Origin of the sequence: Roseobacter sp. HKCCD5988, from assembly GCF_037830355.1 — a bacterium.
Lineage (GTDB): Bacteria > Pseudomonadota > Alphaproteobacteria > Rhodobacterales > Rhodobacteraceae > M30B80.
In genome coordinates this window covers 17,207-36,690 of record NZ_JBBLYJ010000002.1, presented here as the reverse complement: position 1 = coordinate 36,690, position 19,484 = coordinate 17,207, and the positions used below count along the sequence as shown (strand labels likewise).

At 56.8% G+C, this 19,484-nt stretch carries 21 protein-coding genes; 14 read left to right on the top strand and 7 right to left on the bottom strand.

The annotated features are described in order from the left end of the window. The first annotated feature begins 198 nt into the window (after positions 1 to 198). From AAC636_RS08220 to AAC636_RS08210, 3 genes are all read left to right on the top strand, one after another. The gene (locus tag AAC636_RS08220; RefSeq protein WP_340301142.1) at positions 199 to 513 is read left to right on the top strand and encodes a DUF3572 family protein; all 315 of its coding nucleotides are present in this window, start codon (positions 199 to 201) and stop codon (positions 511 to 513) included. A gap of 31 nt (positions 514 to 544) precedes the next feature. Beyond that, the gene (locus AAC636_RS08215; RefSeq protein ID WP_340260248.1) at positions 545 to 1,246 is read left to right on the top strand and encodes an HAD family hydrolase; all 702 of its coding nucleotides are present in this window, start codon (positions 545 to 547) and stop codon (positions 1,244 to 1,246) included. 123 nt (positions 1,247 to 1,369) lie between these two features. Further along, entirely contained in the window at positions 1,370 to 2,932 is a 1,563-nt protein-coding gene (locus tag AAC636_RS08210; protein ID WP_340301141.1) for a trimethylamine methyltransferase family protein, read from the top strand. Between the two features lie 206 nt (positions 2,933 to 3,138). Here AAC636_RS08210 and AAC636_RS08205 read toward each other — a convergent pair whose 3' ends face one another. Then, entirely contained in the window at positions 3,139 to 3,501 is a 363-nt protein-coding gene (locus tag AAC636_RS08205; RefSeq protein WP_445322556.1) for an OB-fold nucleic acid binding domain-containing protein, read from the bottom strand. Positions 3,502 to 3,648: 147 nt separating this feature from the next. Here AAC636_RS08205 and AAC636_RS08200 point away from each other — a divergent pair, with 147 nt between their 5' ends. The 3 genes from AAC636_RS08200 (at position 3,649) to AAC636_RS08190 (ending at position 6,677) form a co-directional block, all read left to right on the top strand. Next, positions 3,649 to 3,972 carry a 2Fe-2S iron-sulfur cluster-binding protein gene (locus AAC636_RS08200; RefSeq protein ID WP_340301139.1) on the top strand — a complete coding sequence of 108 codons (324 nt, stop codon included), beginning with the start codon at positions 3,649 to 3,651 and terminating at the stop codon, positions 3,970 to 3,972. A gap of 149 nt (positions 3,973 to 4,121) precedes the next feature. Further along, complete coding sequence (aspS, locus tag AAC636_RS08195; RefSeq protein ID WP_340301563.1) at positions 4,122 to 5,900, top strand: aspartate--tRNA ligase; 1,779 nt, start codon at positions 4,122 to 4,124, stop codon at positions 5,898 to 5,900. A 78-nt stretch (positions 5,901 to 5,978) separates the two neighbouring features. Continuing rightward, the gene (locus AAC636_RS08190; protein ID WP_340301138.1) at positions 5,979 to 6,677 is read left to right on the top strand and encodes a GNAT family N-acetyltransferase; all 699 of its coding nucleotides are present in this window, start codon (positions 5,979 to 5,981) and stop codon (positions 6,675 to 6,677) included. Here AAC636_RS08190 and AAC636_RS08185 read toward each other — a convergent pair. Next, on the bottom strand, positions 6,672 to 7,250 hold the full coding sequence (locus AAC636_RS08185; protein ID WP_340301137.1) for a response regulator: 579 nt from the start codon (positions 7,248 to 7,250) through the stop codon (positions 6,672 to 6,674). The two genes, AAC636_RS08190 and AAC636_RS08185, sit on opposite strands and share 6 nt — an antisense overlap. A 261-nt stretch (positions 7,251 to 7,511) precedes the next feature. On the opposite strand from AAC636_RS08185, the gene mce reads away from it, so the two are divergent. Continuing rightward, complete coding sequence (gene mce, locus AAC636_RS08180) at positions 7,512 to 7,916, top strand: methylmalonyl-CoA epimerase (RefSeq protein WP_340301136.1); 405 nt, start codon at positions 7,512 to 7,514, stop codon at positions 7,914 to 7,916. Continuing rightward, the gene (locus AAC636_RS08175; protein WP_340260255.1) at positions 7,916 to 8,203 is read left to right on the top strand and encodes a DUF1467 family protein; all 288 of its coding nucleotides are present in this window, start codon (positions 7,916 to 7,918) and stop codon (positions 8,201 to 8,203) included. Before mce ends, AAC636_RS08175 begins: the two co-directional genes overlap by 1 nt. Here the strand turns inward: AAC636_RS08175 and AAC636_RS08170 are convergent. The 5 genes from AAC636_RS08170 to tldD form a co-directional block, all read right to left on the bottom strand. Next, positions 8,197 to 8,898, bottom strand: coding sequence for an EI24 domain-containing protein (locus AAC636_RS08170; RefSeq protein WP_340260256.1), 702 nt, complete (start codon positions 8,896 to 8,898; stop codon positions 8,197 to 8,199). The two genes, AAC636_RS08175 and AAC636_RS08170, sit on opposite strands and share 7 nt — an antisense overlap. A 78-nt stretch (positions 8,899 to 8,976) precedes the next feature. Continuing rightward, entirely contained in the window at positions 8,977 to 9,570 is a 594-nt protein-coding gene (locus AAC636_RS08165; RefSeq protein ID WP_340301135.1) for a nitroreductase family protein, read from the bottom strand. After that, positions 9,567 to 12,248, bottom strand: coding sequence for a type I DNA topoisomerase (gene topA, locus AAC636_RS08160; protein ID WP_340301134.1), 2,682 nt, complete (start codon positions 12,246 to 12,248; stop codon positions 9,567 to 9,569). The genes AAC636_RS08165 and topA overlap by 4 nt, the downstream gene beginning before the upstream one ends. A 114-nt stretch (positions 12,249 to 12,362) precedes the next feature. Next, positions 12,363 to 13,454, bottom strand: coding sequence for a DNA-processing protein DprA (gene dprA / locus AAC636_RS08155; RefSeq protein ID WP_340301133.1), 1,092 nt, complete (start codon positions 13,452 to 13,454; stop codon positions 12,363 to 12,365). Positions 13,455 to 13,500: 46 nt separating this feature from the next. Then, entirely contained in the window at positions 13,501 to 14,925 is a 1,425-nt protein-coding gene (tldD, locus tag AAC636_RS08150) for a metalloprotease TldD (RefSeq protein ID WP_340260260.1), read from the bottom strand. A gap of 227 nt (positions 14,926 to 15,152) precedes the next feature. Between tldD and coxB the strand changes: the two genes are divergently transcribed. The 6 genes from coxB (at position 15,153) to AAC636_RS08120 (ending at position 19,481) form a co-directional block, all read left to right on the top strand. Continuing rightward, positions 15,153 to 16,037 (top strand): cytochrome c oxidase subunit II, encoded by an 885-nt coding sequence (gene coxB, locus AAC636_RS08145; protein WP_340301132.1) that lies wholly within the window; start codon positions 15,153 to 15,155, stop codon positions 16,035 to 16,037. A gap of 85 nt (positions 16,038 to 16,122) precedes the next feature. Next, positions 16,123 to 17,091 carry a heme o synthase gene (cyoE, locus tag AAC636_RS08140; RefSeq protein WP_340301131.1) on the top strand — a complete coding sequence of 323 codons (969 nt, stop codon included), beginning with the start codon at positions 16,123 to 16,125 and terminating at the stop codon, positions 17,089 to 17,091. A 3-nt stretch (positions 17,092 to 17,094) separates the two neighbouring features. Then, positions 17,095 to 17,304 (top strand): hypothetical protein, encoded by a 210-nt coding sequence (locus tag AAC636_RS08135; protein ID WP_340301130.1) that lies wholly within the window; start codon positions 17,095 to 17,097, stop codon positions 17,302 to 17,304. Beyond that, on the top strand, positions 17,301 to 17,858 hold the full coding sequence (locus AAC636_RS08130; RefSeq protein WP_340301129.1) for a cytochrome c oxidase assembly protein: 558 nt from the start codon (positions 17,301 to 17,303) through the stop codon (positions 17,856 to 17,858). Before AAC636_RS08135 ends, AAC636_RS08130 begins: the two co-directional genes overlap by 4 nt. 23 nt (positions 17,859 to 17,881) lie before the next feature. Beyond that, a complete protein-coding gene (locus AAC636_RS08125; protein WP_340255574.1) occupies positions 17,882 to 18,691 on the top strand; it encodes a cytochrome c oxidase subunit 3 in 810 nt (269 codons plus the stop codon). A 91-nt stretch (positions 18,692 to 18,782) separates the two neighbouring features. Then, entirely contained in the window at positions 18,783 to 19,481 is a 699-nt protein-coding gene (locus AAC636_RS08120) for an SURF1 family protein (protein ID WP_340301128.1), read from the top strand. Positions 19,482 to 19,484: the final 3 nt, after the last annotated feature.

Below are 19,484 nucleotides of genomic sequence, written 5' to 3'. Positions count from 1 at the left end.
TGTCTCAGGCGGGTTTGGCAAGGCTTGTGCGATTTCGACCATCGTGTAAGATCACAGTATCATCGCGCTTTTAACCTCTATCTTTGTGGAGTTGCTGACAGTCTTCGTGCTCATCCCCTAAAATGTGGCATACGGTATTGCCTTAAGCTCTGCATGGCCGAATTGACATCTGAAGTCATACAAGAGGAATGGCTAATAATGTCTCTAGATACGCCCGGAATGCTTGGAATGAAGAAAAAAATCGCACAGGAAAAGGCGATTGCAGCCCTCGTGTGGCTTTCGTCCGATGACGCGCTGACGGGGCAGTTCTTGGGCGCATGTGGCCTGTCGGTCGAAGATATGCGGGCCGCTATCGCCAAAGGTGATCACGGGTTCTTATCCGCCGTGGTTGAATTTATCTCGCAAGACGATGCTTGGGTGGTTGATGCTGCGGGGGCAATTGGCCTTACGCCATATGAATTTGTTACCTTGCGGCAGGTGATGCTTGGGCGCTCTGCTACCCATTGGACATAAGTTTATCGTCGTCCTTGAGGGTTATAAAAATATGCAACAAAATTACTTTAAATTGCTAATTTTTGACAAAGACGGAACACTCTTTGACTTTTCTAGATCTTGGAACAATTGGGCGAAATCGGCTCTATTGGCGTTAGCGGACGGCGATGAAACATTATTTCGCACCCTCGCTGATCGCTTGTCCTTTGATCCCGATCGGGGCGTTTTTTTGCCCGATAGTATAGCTATTGCGGGCACGCTTGATGAGACTGCTCACCACCTGGCCCCGCTTTTCGGAGCCGATTTTACCCCGCAGCAGATCGCAGCACTGCTGCATCAGCTTGCACAATCTGCTGTCATGGTCGAGGCGGCCCCGTTGGCGCCGCTGCTTACGGGTTTGCAGAAGGCGGGCTATCTTTTGGCAGTGGCGACCAACGGGCAAAAGGACGAGGCCGAGGCCCATTTGGCGGCACATGAGATCCGCCCCTATTTTGCCGAAGTCATCGGGTGCGACAGTGGGCATGGTGCAAAACCTGACCCTGCCATGTGCGCCCATATCGCACAGGCCTGTGGTGTTGCGCCTGCTCGAGCTGTGATGGTGGGCGATAGCCTGCATGATCTACGGGCGGGCCGCGCCGCTGGGATGGCGACAGTGGGCGTTCTCACGGGCCTTGCCGTTCATGGCGCGCTCATGCCGCATGCTGACGCCGTGTTGCCAGACATTGGCCATCTTCCCGCTTGGCTGGGGCATTGAAGCTGCGTTTGTCTATTCGCGTCAAAATGGCGGGGGGTTTGGTCGGAATTTGTCGGGTTTTTCTCTCGCGCGCGCGGGCAGTCTAAAGGGGCTTTGATCTCCCTTTTTGTAAGACCTGATCCTATGACCGAAACCACAGTTGATCCAAAACGCCGCCGTTCCGGGGGCGCGCGCGCCAAGCATCAAGGTGTCAGCCAACATGCGATTGCGCAAATGCCGTGGCGTATTCCGCAAAACATAGATCAACCAACCGAACCCTTGCCGCCTGAGGGTGTCTTGGCCATCCACAACAACGCTCTGCGGATTCTGTCCGAGCTCGGGCTTGAGATGCTGCACACTGAGGCGCGGCAAATATTGGTGCAAGCGGGCTGTCGCCAAGAGGGCGAGACGATCTTTTTTGATCATGATTTTGTGACCGAGATGGTCGCGCGTGCGCCTCAAAGCTTTACAGTGACGCCGCGAAACCCTGCGCGTCAGCTGACCATTGGCGAGGGGCATATTCTCTTTGGCAATGTGTCCTCCCCCCCCAATGCATGGGATATGGCACGCGGCAAACGGGCGGGCGATTTTGAGACATTTCGCGAATTCATCAAATTGACGCAATATTTTAACTGTATCCACTTTGCAGGCGGCTACCCCGTTGAGCCGATAGATATTCATCCTTCAATCCGCCATTTGGATTGCTTGCATGAAAAGCTCATCGCGACTGACAAGGTCGTGCACACATACTGCCTTGGCAAAGAGCGGGTCGAAGACGCTATGGAGATGGTGCGGATCGCCGCAGGCCTAAGCCATGAGGAATTCGAGGAGACACCGCGGTTTTACACCAATATCAACTCGGTCAGCCCGCTGAAACATGACTATCCAATGTTGGACGGGGCGATGCGTATGGCGCGGCGCGGGCAGCCTGTGGTGGTTACACCCTTCACCTTGGCGGGGGCGATGGCGCCTGTGACCCTTGCGGGGGCTGTGTCCTTGTCCATCGCCGAGGCTTTGGGGGCGATTGCCTTGTTGCAATATATCGCGCCGCACGCGCCTGTGGTGATTGGCACGTTCACCTCAAATGTCGATATGAAATCAGGTGCGCCTGCCTTTGGTACACCTGAATATATTCGTGCCACCCAGATGACAGGGCAGATGGCTCGCTTTTATGGGCTGCCTCTGCGCTCCAGCGGGGTTTGCGCCGCCAATGTGCCCGATGGGCAGGCACAAGCCGAAACTCTACAAAGCCTTTGGGCGGCGGTGCAATCTGGCACAAATATGGTCTATCATGCAGCGGGTTGGCTGGAAGGTGGGCTGATTGCAAGCCCCGAGAAATTCGTGATGGATTGCGAATTGCTGCAACAATTCCAACGCTATTTTGACCCCGTTTTGACCCAGACCAGTGATGACGAACTTGCCTTTGATGCGATGCGAGATGTTGGGGCTGGTGGCCACTATTTTGGCACTGCACATACCCAAGCCCGCTATAGCACTGCCTTTTATCAGCCGTTTCATTCTGATTGGCGCAATTTTGAGGCTTGGGAAAAAGATGGGGCCGTTTGGAGCGCCGAGCGCGCGCATGGGATTTACAAGGCAATCTTGGCCGAAGCAAAAGATCCGCCGATTGATCCTGCAATTCGCGAGGAATTGGACACGTTTGTCGCCAAGCGCAAGGAGGAGGGCGGCGCGCCAACCGATTTCTAGCGCGGGTACCCGTTTGGCCTGATCTGCGTGTTCCTTTTGCAATATGTGGTGCATTTTGAACACGAGGTGTCGGCTCAATCTGGAAAGGTTTGCTCATGGCACAGCCCGAGAATCCAAATGTCACCCAACCATGCCGCAAGGTCATTCTTATTTCTCCGCAATAATAGGCAAACCGCTTTGAATGGCTTCGCGCAAGCTTAGGCGCTCTAGGTGGCGGTGTGATGCAAAACAATCTCGTCCAGTAGTGGCGATATATCTTCGATCTGCTCGGCGATGATATGGGTGATGCCCGCCTGCCGTTGTAGCCGCCCCGTCACGCGCATTAGCCGCGCTGCGATGACCGCACGGCGAAATTGCTGATATATTTTCTGCCAGATGATCACATTGCAGGCGCCAAACTCATCTTCCAAGGTGATGAAAATCACACCTTTGGCCGTGCCTGGCCTTTGGCGCAGCACCACCAAGCCCGCCACCGCAACCCGCGCCCCCTCATGGGGCAGATGCAGCAAATGATGGGGAAGGCAATCGGGCGGTTTTGGCCAAAAGCGTGGGGCGAGATCGGGTTCCATGGCAGATATCCTATTTAAGAACAAAAATAGAACATTTGCCGTGAGATGCAAGCGCGACTGCATGATACAAATTTCGGGGCTAGAAAGCGGCAGCAAGGAACGCTACCTAGGCAAGATCCGAGGTTAACAGCAAGAAAGTGCGCGTTTATGGCTAAGATCACTTATATCGAACATAACGGAAGCGAGCATGTCGTTGATGTGCCAAACGGGCTGACCGTGATGGAAGGCGCGCGCGACAATGGCATTCCTGGCATTGAGGCTGATTGCGGTGGCGCCTGCGCCTGTTCGACCTGCCATGTCTATGTGCATCCTGATTGGGTCGCAAAACTGCCAAGCATGGACGCGATGGAACAGGATATGCTGGAATTCGCTTATAAACCTGACGAGGGGCGTTCGCGCCTGACCTGCCAGTTGAAGGTGACAGATGCTCTTGATGGTCTGGTTGTGCAGATGCCAGAAAAACAAATTTGAGCCAACAGGCCTCAAAATGACACCAAAGCCCGCGCTGTGCAGTCGCGGGCTTTCCGCTGCTTGGGGTTGACTTCGCGCCCCGCTCCATGTGTATCGGCGGCACAGAGATGACAGGCCAAAAACAAGGCCAATATATAGGATATTTCGTGATGCACGCTTTCCGCAGCCATACCTGCGCAGACCTGACTAAGGAAAATGTCGGTCAAACGATCCGCCTCTCGGGCTGGGTTCATCGGGTGCGCGATCATGGTGGGGTTTTGTTCATTGACCTACGCGACCATTATGGGATGACACAAGTGCTCTGTGATCCCGACAGCCTCGTTTTTGCCGAGGTTGAAAAACTGCGTGCGGAATGGTGTATCCGCATCGATGGCGAGGTGAAGGCCCGTGATGCCAGCCTTGTGAACTCAAAAATTCCTACAGGCGAAATCGAAGTTTTCATTCGGGATCTCGAGGTTCTGGGTGCGGCGAATGAATTGCCCCTGACGGTGTTTGGCGATCAGGAATATCCTGAGGAAACCCGCCTGCGCTATCGCTATCTCGATTTGCGCCGCGAGGTGATGCAAAAGAATATGACCTTGCGTTCTGATGTTGTGGCCTCAATTCGCAAGCGGATGTGGGACAAAGGCTTTCGCGAATTCCAGACCCCAATTATCACGGCCTCTAGCCCTGAGGGCGCGCGCGATTTCCTTGTGCCTTCGCGTCTGCATCCTGGCAAGTTTTACGCCCTGCCACAGGCACCACAGCAGTTTAAGCAGCTCTTGATGGTGTCGGGCTTTGATAAATATTTCCAAATCGCCCCTTGTTTCCGCGATGAAGACCCGCGCGCGGATCGCTCGCCGACTGATTTCTATCAGCTCGACATGGAAATGAGTTTTGTGACACAGCAAGATGTGTTTGATACGATCCAACCCGTGCTCAAAGGCCTGTTCGAGGAATTTGGCGACGGCAAGAAGGTTGATCAAGACTGGCCGCTGATTTCTTATAAAGATGCCGCGCTGTGGTATGGCACCGATAAGCCAGACCTGCGCAACCCGATCAAAATGGAAGTTGTGAGCGAGCATTTCAAAGACTCGGGCTTTGCGATTTTCGCAAAAATCCTCGAGCAGGACGGCACCGAAGTGCGCGCCATTCCTGCCCCCACAGGCGGCAGCCGCAAATTCTGTGACCGCATGAATTCATGGGCGCAAGGTCAAGGCCTGCCTGGAATGGGGTATATGTTCTGGCGCGAAGGCGAGGATGGCACGATGGAGGCCGCAGGCCCCTTGGCCAAAAATATTGGCCCTGAACGCACCGAGGCCATCCGTACGCAATTGGGCCTTAGTGTCAGTGATGCGGTGTTCTTTATGGCAGGTAAGCCCGCGGATTTCGAGGCGGTTGCGGGGCGCGCGCGCACCGAAGTGGGCCGCGAATTGGGGCTGATTGATGAGAACCGCTTCGCCTTTGCGTGGATCGTGGATTTCCCGATGTATGAAAAGGACGAGGAAACGGGCAAGATCGATTTCAGCCACAACCCGTTCTCGATGCCCCAAGGCGGAATTGAGGCGCTTGCGGGTGACCCGCTTGAGGTGCTGGGATATCAATATGACTTGGCCTGTAACGGCTATGAATTGGTGTCGGGTGCGATCCGCAACCATAAGCTTGAGATCATGTTCAAGGCGTTTGAACTTGCAGGCTATGGTGAGGACGAAGTCCGTCGCCGTTTTGGTGGTATGGTCAATGCGTTCCAATTCGGCGCGCCGCCCCATGGCGGCTGCGCCGCGGGGATTGACCGCATCGTGATGCTCTTGGCGGAAACGGCGAATATCCGCGAGGTGATCCTCTTCCCGATGAACCAACGCGCGGAAGATGTAATGATGAATGCACCCTCCGAGCCGATGCCAGATCAGCTGATGGAACTGGGTCTGCGGGTTTTGCCGCGCGACTGATCCCGTTTCACCCTTGCCAATTTTTGCGGCCTCTGCCCTGATGGGCGGGGGCCTTTTAGCGTTTTGATGGGGGTTGCGATGCAGGATTTGTCAAAATATGTGCCGCCCGCGCGGCCCGAATTCCAACAACGGCAAGGGCGCTATGCGCGGCTTGAACGGCTCAGGGCGCATTTGCACGCGGATGAGCTGTTTCGGGCCTATGACGGCGCGCAAGAATTGTGGCAGTTTCTGCCCTATGGCCCTTTCATTTCTGTCGCCGCCTATCATCGCTTTTTGCGCGGCTTTGAGGCGGGCGAAGATCCTGTGTTTTACGCAATCCGCGACATGGCGCGGGGACAGGTGATGGGCGTGGCCTCTTATTTGCGTATCGCGCCTGAGAAAGGATCGATTGAATTGGGGCATATATGCCTTGGCCCCGCCTTGCAAAAAAGTCCCGCCGCGACCGAAGCGTTTTTTATGATGATGTCATGGGCCTTTGAGGCGGGGTATCGGCGGTTTGAATGGAAATGCGATGCGCGCAACCTGCCCTCGCGCCGCGCGGCGCAGCGTTTGGGACTGAGTTATGAAGGCGTGTTTCGCCAAGACAACATCGTCAAAGGCAAAAATCGTGACACCGCATGGTTTGCCGCCATTGATGCTGAATATCCCGCGCTGAAAGAGGCCTTTACCGCATGGCTTTCGCTGCAGAATTTCGATGCGGCAGGGCGTCAGATCGAGCGTCTTTCTGACCTGACGGGATTGGTGCGGGTGGCGCGCGACCCCGCGCTTTGCTCATAGTCGTGGGCTGATTTCCGCGATTTTTTGTGTCAGCGTATGGCGCAGCGCCGCACGGGTGTCGCGCATCAGGCCGCGCGCGGCTTCGGCCAATTCACGATCGCCCGCCTCGTGCGCGATGCCCATCAAGAAGGGGCGCAGATAGGGCAGGGGTGGGTCGGGCTGATCCAAGAGATCAATCGCACGGGTCAAATACTCGCGATAGGCGATGGGGTCAGGGATCACGGTGTCGCCTGCCACAGCATGGGGGGTTTGGGGGGCCAAATCGGGGGGCCAATGGCGCAAGATTGTTTCTTGGAAATGCGCTAGGGTTTCGATGGGTTTGGCCAAAAACCCATCAGCGCCTGCGGCCTTTGCCTCGGCGGCGCTGTCATGGGGGTCAGCGGCGGAACAGGCCAAGATCACGGGCAAGCGGGGGCTTGCCATGGCCAAATCTTGGATCAAATCCAAGCCAGACCCATCTGGTAGACCAAGGTCGATAATGGCCACGCTGGGGCGATAGACCTGCAGGTGACGCCGCGCGGAGGACAGGCAATCGGCCCGCCTGATCCGCGCGCCCGAACGCAGGCTCAGCAATCGCAGCGATTCCGAGGCCTATCGGCTATCCTCAACGATTAAAATGGTCAGCCCCATCAGCGGATTTAGCGCCTGCATTTTCGCCTGACGGGTTGGCGGCAATTTGAACTCATCCATTTCAGGCACCTCGAATTTGTGATTCCCTCCCCCGATTACAGCCTGTAGCGGTTACCGAAGGGTAAACGGGGCGCGACCACACGCCTCTTGCCCACAGGATTTTGCGCAGGCATATCGTGGGGCGAGTGACCCAAGGAGATAAAAATGATCGGTAGATTGAACCATGTGGCCATCGCTGTGCCTGATCTCGAGGCTGCCTCAGCGCAATATCGTGATACGCTTGGCGCAAAGGTTGGCGCGCCGCAGGATGAACCCGATCACGGGGTGACGGTGGTCTTCATCGAATTGCCCAATACCAAGATTGAGCTGCTCTATCCTTTGGGCGAAAATTCCCCCATTGCGGGCTTTCTTGTGAAAAACCCCTCAGGCGGCATTCACCATATTTGCTACGAGGTCGAAGATATTTTGGCGGCGCGCGACAAGCTTCAGGCCACTGGCGCGCGCGTTTTGGGCACGGGGGAGCCGAAAATTGGGGCACATGGCAAGCCCGTGTTATTCCTCCACCCCAAAGATTTCACAGGCACCTTGGTCGAATTGGAGCAGGTCTAATGGGTATTGTCACAGGCCTCGTGGTTTATGCCATTGTATGGTTCATGTCGCTGTTTCTGACATTGCCGTTTTTCGTGCGCACCCAAGGGGATGAGGGCGAGGCTGCGCGCGGCACATCGCAATCTGCCCCCGCCTCAAGCTTTAATCTGCGCCGCAACCTGTTGATCAACACAGCCATTGCCACGCTGATCTGGGCCGTGATCGCGGGGATCATTTTATCGGGTCGTGTCTCTATCGAAGATATTAATCTCTTTGCCCTCTTTGGCATGGGCGACAGCACTTATTGACGTGCCCCCGTCAGGCCCACCCGATGGGCCATATGGGTAAATGTCGCAGCCCCCAAGATGGGCACGATGAGGTTCAAGATTGGTACGCTTAAGGGGAGTGCCATCATGACCCCGCCTGCAAAAAATGTCAGGCGATTTTTGCGCCGAAATTCAATCGCCGATACGCGATCGAGGCGGCGCTGTGCCACCATCTGCGAATATTCACGCCCCAAGAGAAACCCGTTCAACCCCCAGAACACAAAGGGGGCGAAGGGCGTGAAATAAAGAACCAAGGCCAATGTGTTGGCCAATAGGATCACGCCCAAAAATCGTAGGCTGTCACCGATGGCTTCGGCCAATTTCACATGGCGGGCGGGCGGCAACTGGGGATAATGTTCTGCTTCAACCGCGTCTGCGATTTCGTCTAAGAACAACCCCGTAAAAGCCGATGCCACAGGCACCATCATCACCGATGACAGCAAGATCAAAAATGGCACGGCCGCCCATGAGAGTGCCGCCCCAAAGAAACTGATTGTGCCAATCCAAGGTAGGGTGATTGCATCAGGCAATAGCCATCCCAAAAAGATCAGAACCGCCGCTGAGATCGCAACCAGCAAAGCAATGGTCAACGCCACGCCGATCAACAAAACGCGCAAAAAGCGCCTGTCGCGGAATTGCAAAACGGATTTTAGGAAATCAGCAAGTAATGCGGCCATGTTGAGATGGCTCCTTTTGGGGCAGGTCTGTGCTTAGGTGGGGCAGGCCCCATCATGGCGCAAGGGCAAGGTCACGCCCTAATCGCGATATGTGACGATATCGCCCATCTCGGGGCGGGGGCGTTCTGGGGCCTTGGCGCTTGGCGTTCCAAGATGGATGAACCCTGCCACGAATTGCGGCGCCGTAATGCCATAGGCACGGGATAAAAATTCGGGATCAAAGGCCATCCATCCGCTCAGCCAATTTGCGCCAAAGCCGTGGGCCATCGCGGCATGCATCATTTCAAGACAAACCGCACCTGCCGACAACTGCTGTTCCAACAGGGGGATCGCATCATGCGCAACGGGGTGAGACAGAACCGCGACCACAAGAGGGGACTGGTCAAATGCCGTGGCGGATTTTTCGACCTTTTCGGGCACGCGGCCTGCGCCATGGCCCAATTCGCGGGTGAGCGCGGCCAAGCCCGCACGGCTTTCTGGCCCATGCACAACGATGCGCCACGGGGCCAATTTTCCGTGATCTGGCACCCGCAGGGCGGATGTGAGGATATCTTCCAACACCGACCCTTCAGGCGCGGGGGCATTGAGCAGCTGCGCGGGGGTAGACCTGCGCAGGCGCAAAAATTCAGCCAATTGCGGCCATTTTGGGGGCTGATAGGGGGCGTCCGTCATGATTTTTTCGCCGCAGCCTTTTTCGGGGCGGCCTTCTTTTTGGCAGCGGCTTTGGGGGCGGCTTTTTTGGCGGCGGCCTTGCGCGGGGTTTTCCCGCCTTTGGCGGCCTTGGCCGCGATCAGCGCCAAGGCCGCCTCCATCGTGACGGCTTCGGGTTCGGTGCCCTTGGGCAGGGTCGCATTGATTTTGGCCCATTTCACATAAGGCCCATAGCGGCCATTCATCACCTGAACCGCCCCGCCATCAGGATGCTCGCCCAACTCTTTGAGGGGGGCGGCCTTGGCCCCACGGCCTGCACCGCGCGAGGCGGCCTTGGCGGCCAAAACCTCAACCGCGCGGTTCATGCCGATTTCGAACACCTCATCCACCTCTGGCAGGTTGGCGTAAAGGCTGCCATGTTTGACATAAGGCCCGTAACGGCCAATGCCTGCCTCGACCAAAACGCCATCCTCAGGATGCGCACCAATCGCGCGGGGCAATGACAAGAGGCGCAGTCCTTTCTCCAAATCCATGCCCGCAGGCGGCCATGTTTTGGGGAGTGAGGCGCGCGGAGGTTTTGGGTTGTCTTCGGTCGCTTCGCCCAATTGAACATAAGGGCCAAACCGCCCTGCTTTCAGCCAAACGGCCTGTCCGCTTTCTGGTTCAACCCCCAGCATTTTATCGCCCTCGCTTTCCTCGCCATTGGGGGCGAGGGGGCGGGTATAGCGACATTCAGGGTAATTGGAGCAGCCGATGAACGCCCCGCCAGAGCGCGCTGTGCGCAAGGATAGACGCCCTTCACCACAAGCCTGACATTGGCGTGGATCACCACCATCGGGGCGTGGAGGGAAAAGATGCGGTTCCAACACCTCGTTGATTTTTTCCAAAACATCGGTGATCCGCAACTCGGCGGTTTCATCGACCGCCGCCTTGAAATCGCGCCAGAAACGGGTCAGTAAATCGCGCCAATCGCGCGCGCCTGCACTGACCTCATCCAGTTGATTTTCCAAATCCGCGGTGAAATCATAGCCCACATATTTCTGGAAATAATTGCTGAGGAATATGGTGACCAAGCGCCCCTTATCCTCGGGGATCAGGCGCCCCTTATCTTTGAGCACATATCCGCGATCTTGGATCGTGGTGACGATAGAGGCATAGGTGGACGGGCGGCCAATGCCCAATTCTTCCATGCGCTTGACCAAGGTGGCCTCGGTGTAGCGGGGGGGCGGTTGAGTAAAGTGATGCTGTCCAAACACCGCGCCTGAAGTGTCGATGATGCCCCCTTCCGAAAGGCGCAAGCCGCCGCTTTCGCTGGCTGTGGCCCCATCCAAGGCCTTGGTGAAATCACCCATCAAACTGCTTTGATCAAAGTTAAGCTTGTCGCCAACCGCCATATTGGGCAGGCGATTTGCGTCTTCCTCATCGCTGTCATCACGCCCTTCTACATAAACCTTGAGGAAACCCTCAAACTGGATGACCTGACCGCTTGCGCGCAGCACGACATTCTCATCGCTTGAGGAAATATCAACCGTGGTGCGCTCAAGGCGGGCGGCCTCCATCTGGCTTGCGATGGTGCGTTTCCAGATCAGTCCATAGAGTTTTTTCTGATCCGCATCCGTGATGCGCAGCTTTTCTGGCCCCATGGACATATCGGTGGGGCGGATACATTCATGCGCCTCTTGGGCGTTTTTCGCCTTGTTCTTATACATCCGCGGAGATTTCGGCAGAAATTCCTCACCAAATCGTGCGCGGATTGTGTCGCGGGCGGACATCACCGCCTCGGGGGCCATGTCGATCCCGTCTGTTCTCATATAGGTGATATGCCCCGCCTCATAGAGGCGCTGTGCCGCGCTCATGGTTTGCCGCGCGCCCATGCCGAATTTGCGGCTGGCCTCTTGTTGCAGGGTCGAGGTCATAAAGGGCGGGCTTGGATTGCGGGTGGCAGGTTTCGCCTCGACACTGGTCACAGTGAGCGCGCGGCTTGCCACCGCGCTAACCGCCATCTGGGTCGAGGATTGCGTGGCCAAGTCGAATTTATCCAACTTCTTGCCCCCAAAATGGGTCAAGCGCGCCTCAAACTCCTGTCCGCGCGGCGTCACAAGGCCCGCGCGCACTGACCAATATTCTTGGGCGCGGAACGCCTCGATTTCCATTTCGCGCTCAACGATCAGACGCAGGCAGACGGATTGCACACGGCCTGCTGATTTTGATCCGGGCAATTTGCGCCACAAAACGGGGCTAAGGGTGAACCCTACCAAATAATCCAACGCCCGCCGTGCCAAATAGGCATCAACCAATTCCATATCGACCTCGCGCGGGGCCTCCATCGCTTGGGTCACAGCGGTTTTCGTGATTGCGTTGAACACAACGCGGCGCACGGGCGTGTCTTTCTTAATTGCCTTTTTCTGCGAGAGTGCCTCAAGCAAGTGCCAAGAAATCGCTTCACCCTCGCGGTCAGGGTCGGTGGCAAGGATCAAATCAGGGTCAGATTTCAGCGCATCGACAATCGCCTTGATGTGCTTTTTGCTGTCGATGGCGACCTCCCATTTCATCTCAAACCCTGCGTCAGGATCGACTGAGCCATCCTTCGGGGGCAGGTCGCGCACATGGCCATAGGAGGCCAAAACCGTATAATTCGCGCCCAGATATTTATTGATCGTCTTGGCCTTGGCGGGCGATTCGACAACGACAACGGGCATGAGTGGAAACCTAACTTTTTATGGAAATGTAATCGGTCTTAGGTCGCGCAACATTTGGTCTTGTGCAGGGTTTGTCAATGCACCCCTGTCACAATCACCCTATTTTTGTGGCATCTAGGCTGCGGTTTGGTGTCTCTGTGCGGCAGGGTCTGCGGCGCAATGATCACTGCGCGCCACCATGCCGCCTGCGCTGCGGGTGATCTCACCTGCAAGCTCCAACTCGGTCAAATGGCGAGCGAGATCGGCGCTGGACAGGGCGCTAACGCGCGCTGTTGTAGGGTCGGGCGGCTCTGCGCTGGCAGGGGCGCGGGCAAAAGCCCCCTCCAGATCAAGCGCTACGAGGACATCGCGCGCCTCGCGGATGAGATGCGCCCCTTCGCGCAGCAAAAGATTACACCCCGATGCGCGAGTGTCGAGCGGATGCCCCGGCACGGCCATCACCTCGCGCCCCTGTTCAGCAGCCATGCGCGCGGTGATCATCGACCCTGATCTTAATGCGGCCTCAATCACCACAATACCGCGCGACAGCCCTGAAATGATGCGATTGCGCCTTGGGAAATGGCGCGCTTGGGGCGCGCGGCCCATCGGCATCTCAGACAGACGCAAACCGATTTGCGCGGCAAGTTCGGCGTTTTCGGGCGGATAGATCACATCCACCCCGCCTGCCATGACCGCGACCGTGCCTGTGCTGAGGCTTGCCTGATGCACGGCTGTATCAATGCCGCGGGCAAGGCCTGAGGCGGTCACAATCCCCGCTTGGCCCAAGTCGCGTGCCACAGCGCGCGCCATCCGCAACCCAAGGGCTGATGCATTGCGCGTGCCGACCATGCCAACAATGGGGCGGGTGAGCAGGTCAAGATTGCCAATGGCCCACAGAAAAGGCGGGGCATCGGACAGTGCGGCAAGGGTTGCAGGATAGGCCGCCTCACCCAAAAACAGGGCGCGGGCCGCACAGCTTTGCGCCGCGCGAATTTCGGCCTGTGCCGCAGATTTGGAATAGACCGCATAGCCTGACACACCCGCCTTGGCCGCAATCTGTGGCAGGGCCGCCAAGGCATCGGCCCCCGATCCATATTCGGCAATCAATCGCCGATAGGTCACAGGCCCAACTTTTGGCGAGCGGATCAACCGCAGCCGCGCCAGGCGTTCGGCCGTGTCATCGGACGGGGCAGGGAGCGGGGCAGAAGGGGCGGCATGATCTGTCATGCCGCAACCCTAGACGCAGCTTGGTTGAGAAGGCGTTAATGCAGGATCAAGCCGAACCGCCGACTGTCAGACCGCCAATCATTAATGTAGGTTGACCGACCCCCACAGGCACCCATTGCCCCGCTTTGCCGCAATTCCCCATGCCCGGATCTAGGGCCATATCATTGCCAATCGCGCGGATTTGCTTCAGCGCAGTGGCCCCATCTCCGATGAGCGTAGCCCCTTTGACAGGCGCCCCGATCTGGCCGTTTTGCACGCGATAGGCCTCGGTGCAGGAAAAAACGAATTTGCCATTGGTGATGTCAACCTGCCCGCCGCCAAAGCCAACCGCATAAATCCCGTCTTTCAAATCCGCCAAAATATCGGCAGGCGCGTTGTCGCCGCCAAGCATATATGTGTTGGTCATCCGCGTCATCGGGGGGTGGGCATAAGATTCGCGCCGCCCATTTCCTGTCGCAGCCACACCCATCAGGCGGGCAGATTGGCGGTCTTGCATGTAGCCAACCAAAATTCCGTCCTCAATGAGCGGGGTGGCTTGGCTTTGCGTGCCCTCATCATCAATCGAAATGGATCCACGCCGATCAGGCAGCGTGCCATCGTCCAAAACAGTCACGCCTTTGGCCGCCACTTGCTGCCCCATCAGACCTGCGAAGGCGGATTGGCCTTTGCGGTTGAAATCCCCCTCTAGACCATGCCCCACAGCCTCGTGCAGTAGGATACCTGGCCAGCCTGGCCCCAGCACCACATCAATCACGCCCGCAGGGGCAGGGACGCTGTCGAGGTTCACGCAGGCTACGCGTAGGGCCTCACGTGCAACCGATTGCCAATGCGCAGGGGCCATGACGCGGCCAATCGCAAACCGCCCCCCACCGCCTGCCGAGCCACTTTCACGGCGGCCTTTTGCCTCGACAATGACCGATATGTTCAAGCGCACCAAAGGCCGTGCATCGCGCAACACCTGTCCCTCAGGGCGGAGGATTTCGACCTCTTGATGCGAGGCGGCAAGCGATACAGACACTTGCACAACGCGCGGATCAAGGGCGCGGGTATAGGCGTCAATCTCGCCCAATAGATCAATGCGGGCCTCAAAGCTGCTGCCATCCATTGGGTCATTGGGCATATAGAGGTGGCGGTTGGTGCCTTGTGGAGGGGCGGCCATGATCCCGCCGCTTTGGCGAATGGCCATGCGGGCAGTGTCACTGGCGCGGGACAGGGCCGCTTCGCTTAACTCGGTCGCATGGGCATAGGCTGAAACCTCCCCCAAGACCGCGCGCAGCCCGAATCCCTCGCTTGCGTCATAAGAAGCGGTCTTGATCCGCCCGTCATCGAAAACCAAGGCCTCAGATCGTTTTCTTTCGAGAAATAACTCTCCGTCTTCGGCCCCTGTCAGGGTTGCGCGCAACAGTCGCAGGGCGGCCTCTTGGTCGAGGGATGTCTCGAAGGGACGGAAGCTACTGGCACGATCAGACACGCAAATTCCTTTCAAAATTGGGCACTTGGCCCGCGTTCCGCCGCCGCGGCGGCAGCATAATCACCCCATGTGAGCCGTGAAAATGATCCAAATCAACTTTCCCAAGGGTGAGACATTTTTATCCAATGTCTTGTAATGTAACCCTCTATATGGTTCTTGCAGCTTTGAACGCAACGGGATGTCACAGACCTTAAACGGGCATCACGAAAAAACAGGACGACATGACAATGGCACTTCGTACCAAGCTCTCAAGCTTTTGGGCCGCAGCAGCGGCAACATTTGCCCTGACGGGTGGTGCATCTGCGCAGGCGTTGCGCGATGGTTTGGAGATTATCGGCGCACCCCATCTGGGTGGTGTGAATATGCAAACAGGCGTGACCGAATTGGCGCATGACGTTCGCGTGTTGGATAATCTGCTTTTGGTGATTATCACCGCGATTGTTATCTTCGTGACCGCATTGATGGTCTATTCCATCCTGCGCCACAATCGCCGTGCGAACCCAAAACCTGCAACCTTCACCCATAACCGCAAGGTCGAGATCATCTGGACAGTCGTGCCAATGATCATCTTGTTTGTGATCGGTGGCTTCTCACTGCCTGTGTTGTTCAAGCAGCAGACCATTCCTGATGGCGAAGTGGTGATCAAGGCAACAGGCTATCAGTGGTACTGGGGCTACGAATACCCGCAGCATGACATTGTTTTTGACAGCTTTATGTTGGCCGAAGATGAATTGGCCGAATACGGCTACACGCGCGATGAATATTTGCTCGCCACCAACACGGCGATGGTTGTGCCAACAGGCCGCGATGTTGTGGTTCAGGTCACGGGCGCGGATGTGATCCATTCTTGGACAATTCCTGCCTTCGGTGTGAAGCAGGACGGGATCCCGGGCCGCCTTGCGCAGCTTTGGTTCAATGTTGAGCCTGGCCGTGAAGGCATCTATTTCGGGCAGTGTTCTGAACTGTGCGGCGTGAACCACGCCTACATGCCGATCACCGTCTTCGCAGTGACCCCTGAGGAATATGACGCATGGACACGCGGCGAAATCAGCGATTTTGCCTCCGTAGATGCGCGTGCGCCACAAGTTGTGGAACTGGCCGCGGCGCAATAAGCGCAGCAAAGCTTCTGCCAAGCCACCCGCGCAATCAAGTGGCTTGGCGATTTCGCAAATAATCCCCCAAAGGACGCGCCTGCAGATGAGCTATGCATCCATTGATATCACCGCCAAATCGGCGAAACCCCCTGAACTGGACCCCAAAGAAGCAAACTTTGGGGATTATGTGCTGCTGCTTAAGCCGCGTGTGATGTCTTTGGTGGTGTTCACGGCTTTTGTTGGCATTGTCGCGGCCCCCGAGGCGCAGTCTTTGTTCATCTCTTTCTGTGCCATTTTGTTCATCGCGATTGGTGCGGGGGCGTCTGGCGCGCTGAATATGTGGTATGATGCCGATATTGACCGCGTTATGAAGCGCACCGCCTCGCGCCCTGTGCCGTCTGGGCGTGTCACCGCGCAAGAGGCGTTTCAGATCGGTCTTGCGCTCTCGGTCATGTCGGTTGTGTTCCTTGGCCTTGCGACCAATTGGGTTGCGGCGGGGCTCTTGGCCTTTACCATCTCTTTCTACGTTGTAATTTACACGATGTGGCTGAAACGCGCGACCCCGCAGAATATCGTCATTGGTGGCGCGGCAGGGGCCTTTCCCCCAATGGTGGGCTGGGCGGCTGTAACGGGTGATGTTTCGCTGGCCTCTATGCTGATGTTCGGCTTGATCTTCATGTGGACGCCGCCGCATTTCTGGGCCTTGGCCTTGTTTATGAAATCGGATTACCACAAGGCCGATGTGCCGATGCTGACGGTGACCCATGGGCGCGCGGCGACCCGCCGTCATATCTGGATTTACACTGTGCTCTTGGCGCCTGTGGCGCTTGGCATTGGTGGGACGCAAATCGGCGGCCCGCTCTACATGGCGGCAGCGGTGGTTCTGAACCTGATCTTCTTGAAGGGCGCATGGGATATCCGTGCCCGCAGCGAAGATGTGGCAGAGGCCGATGGCTATGCGACTGAAAAGAGATTCTTCCGCTTTTCCCTGTATTACCTTTTCCTGCATTTCTGTGCGATCTTGGGCGATATTGCCCTGCGCGCCGCAGGTCTGTCATTGGGGGGGTGGTAAGCTATGGCGATCCGTGAACAAAGCGATATGCACAAGCGCCGATTGAGCCGCAATATCGGCGTGGGGCTGAGCCTTGTTGCCTTTTGCGTGATCGTTTTTGGGATGACGGTGGCAAAAATCCGTGAAGGCTCGAAGATGGAGGCCTTTGATCATCAACCGCGCGTGTCGATGACCCCTGCGCAGGAGGGGCAATCAAGAGGCACGCAGCAATGACACAAAACCGTAAAACTGTTTACAGCCTGCTTGGTGTCATAGTCTTTATGGGGGCGATGGCATGGGCGGCTGTGCCCCTTTACGATCTCTTCTGCCGTGTCACGGGCTATGGCGGCACCACGCAAGTTGCGGATACTGAAAGCGCTTTGGTGTCTGATCGCATCGTCACTGTGCGCTTTGATGCAAGCACCGCGCGCGACATGCCGTGGGAATTCCGCCCCATGCAGCGCGAAATTGATGTCCGCCTAGGCGAAACAGCCTTGGTGTTTTACGAGGCCTATAACCCGACCGATGAAGTGGTGGCAGGCACTGCGAGCTATAACGTGCTGCCCTATACGGCGGGCGCTTATTTTGCGAAAATCGCCTGCTTCTGTTTCACCGAGCAGGTGCTGCAACCAGGTGAGCGGGTCGAAATGCCTGTGACCTTTTTCGTAGACCCCGAAATCCTTGAGGATGAAGAGGCCTATGACACACAAGAAATTACCCTGTCCTATACATTTCATGTTATGGATATAACCGAAGAACTTGCCGCCCTGAGCGGCACAACTGAATGACCGAAAGCGAAGGACCAAAACAGATGTCCCATGCAAAGAACCACGATTATCATATCATTTCGCCCTCGCTCTGGCCGTTGATTGGCGCCGTTGGGGCTTTTGTAATGCTCACGGGCGGCGTGCTGTGGATGCATGGCTCTGGCCCGTGGATGTTCCTGATGGGCCTTGTGGCTGTCCTTTACGTGATGTTCGGCTGGTGGTCGGATGTGGTCGCGGAAAGCAACCAAGGCGATCACACGCCCGTTGTGCGGATCGGCCTGCGCTATGGCTTTATAATGTTCATTATGTCCGAAGCCATGTTCTTCGTTGCATGGTTCTGGGCCTTCTTTAAGCACGCGATATACCCGATGAACGAATATCTCGGGTCGCAATATGTGCAGCCAAGTTTCTATCAGATGGATGTCTGGCACCTACCTCTGATTAACACGCTTGTTTTGCTGTTGTCGGGTGCGGCGGTGACATGGGCGCACCACGCGTTGGTGCACAATGAAAGCCGTAAGGATGTTGAATGGGGCCTTTTGATCGGCGTCGCGCTTGGCTTGTTCTTTACGGGGCTGCAAGCCTTTGAATATTGGGAGTTGCTAGCGCACAAAGACTGGACATTCGGTGGCGATAAGTTTTTCTCTACCTTCTTTCTTGCTACCGGTTTCCACGGGATGCACGTGATCATCGGAACAATCTTCTTGTTCATCTGCTATCTGCGCGTGCGCAGCGGCCATTTTACCGCAGAGAAACATATCGGCTTCGAAGCAGCCGCATGGTACTGGCACTTTGTTGATGTGGTCTGGTTGTTCTTGTTTGCCGCAGTCTATATTTGGGGCATTGGCGGCTGAGCTGGTCCCGCGTGATCACCTGATTTCGGAACGGCCCGCCACCACAAAGGCGGGCCGTTTCTCGTTCGACCCGCCATCGATGAGAGGTTCTATGACACATTCGCGTTTTGCGATTTTCTTGGTTCTGTCATTCGGGGTTGCGGGGGCCGCTATCCTGATTGCGCTTGGCGTGTGGCAGACCCAACGTTTGTCTTGGAAACAGGGCGTGTTGGCCGATATCGAGGCGCGGATTGTTGCCGAAGCAGTGACCTTGCCTGACGCGCCAGATGCGATCCGTGATCGGTATATGCCTGTGATGCTTGAGGGGCAGTTTATCCGCGGGACAGAGGACACGCTGCGCGTCTTGGTCAGCCGCAAGGGCGTGGGGGCGGGCTATCGCTTGATCTCAGGGTTTGAGGATGATCTGACGGGGCGCCGTATCCTGGTGGATCGTGGGTTTTTGCCCGTAGCCGCTGAGATGCGTTCTGCGCCAGAAGGCCGCTTTGCCCTCACGGGCAACCTGCATTGGCCAGATGACCGCAACAGCTCGACCCCCGATAATGACCGCGCCGCAAATATCTGGTTCGCGCGCGATTTGGCGGATATGGCCTCGGTGCTTGGCACAGACCCCTATCTTGTGGTGCTGCGTGACGGCACCCCGCCAGAGGCAGACCTGACACCGATGCCCGTGGACACATCCGCCATCCCCAATGACCATTTGCAATATGCGGTGACATGGTTTTCGCTTGCAGCGGTATGGTTGGGGATGACAGCCTATCTTCTGTGGCGTATCAGGCACAGAACGCTTTGAAGG

What these genes read in the sequence shown, in the direction of transcription:
- AAC636_RS08190 (WP_340301138.1), top strand. Translation starts at nt 5,979, where the DNA reads ATGCAGGATTTGTCAAAATATGTGCCGCCCGCGCGGCCCGAATTCCAA.
- AAC636_RS08165 (WP_340301135.1), bottom strand. Translation starts at nt 9,570, where the DNA reads ATGACGGACGCCCCCTATCAGCCCCCAAAATGGCCGCAATTGGCTGAA.
- AAC636_RS08120 (WP_340301128.1), top strand. Translation starts at nt 18,783, where the DNA reads ATGACACATTCGCGTTTTGCGATTTTCTTGGTTCTGTCATTCGGGGTT.
- AAC636_RS08220 (WP_340301142.1), top strand. Translation starts at nt 199, where the DNA reads ATGTCTCTAGATACGCCCGGAATGCTTGGAATGAAGAAAAAAATCGCA.
- AAC636_RS08215 (WP_340260248.1), top strand. Translation starts at nt 545, where the DNA reads ATGCAACAAAATTACTTTAAATTGCTAATTTTTGACAAAGACGGAACA.
- AAC636_RS08200 (WP_340301139.1), top strand. Translation starts at nt 3,649, where the DNA reads ATGGCTAAGATCACTTATATCGAACATAACGGAAGCGAGCATGTCGTT.
- AAC636_RS08130 (WP_340301129.1), top strand. Translation starts at nt 17,301, where the DNA reads ATGACACAAAACCGTAAAACTGTTTACAGCCTGCTTGGTGTCATAGTC.
- AAC636_RS08170 (WP_340260256.1), bottom strand. Translation starts at nt 8,898, where the DNA reads ATGGCCGCATTACTTGCTGATTTCCTAAAATCCGTTTTGCAATTCCGC.
- AAC636_RS08205 (WP_445322556.1), bottom strand. Translation starts at nt 3,501, where the DNA reads ATGGAACCCGATCTCGCCCCACGCTTTTGGCCAAAACCGCCCGATTGC.
- AAC636_RS08135 (WP_340301130.1), top strand. Translation starts at nt 17,095, where the DNA reads ATGGCGATCCGTGAACAAAGCGATATGCACAAGCGCCGATTGAGCCGC.
- dprA (WP_340301133.1), bottom strand. Translation starts at nt 13,454, where the DNA reads ATGACAGATCATGCCGCCCCTTCTGCCCCGCTCCCTGCCCCGTCCGAT.
- cyoE (WP_340301131.1), top strand. Translation starts at nt 16,123, where the DNA reads ATGAGCTATGCATCCATTGATATCACCGCCAAATCGGCGAAACCCCCT.
- mce (WP_340301136.1), top strand. Translation starts at nt 7,512, where the DNA reads ATGATCGGTAGATTGAACCATGTGGCCATCGCTGTGCCTGATCTCGAG.
- aspS (WP_340301563.1), top strand. Translation starts at nt 4,122, where the DNA reads ATGCACGCTTTCCGCAGCCATACCTGCGCAGACCTGACTAAGGAAAAT.
- AAC636_RS08210 (WP_340301141.1), top strand. Translation starts at nt 1,370, where the DNA reads ATGACCGAAACCACAGTTGATCCAAAACGCCGCCGTTCCGGGGGCGCG.
- coxB (WP_340301132.1), top strand. Translation starts at nt 15,153, where the DNA reads ATGGCACTTCGTACCAAGCTCTCAAGCTTTTGGGCCGCAGCAGCGGCA.
- AAC636_RS08125 (WP_340255574.1), top strand. Translation starts at nt 17,882, where the DNA reads ATGTCCCATGCAAAGAACCACGATTATCATATCATTTCGCCCTCGCTC.
- topA (WP_340301134.1), bottom strand. Translation starts at nt 12,248, where the DNA reads ATGCCCGTTGTCGTTGTCGAATCGCCCGCCAAGGCCAAGACGATCAAT.
- AAC636_RS08175 (WP_340260255.1), top strand. Translation starts at nt 7,916, where the DNA reads ATGGGTATTGTCACAGGCCTCGTGGTTTATGCCATTGTATGGTTCATG.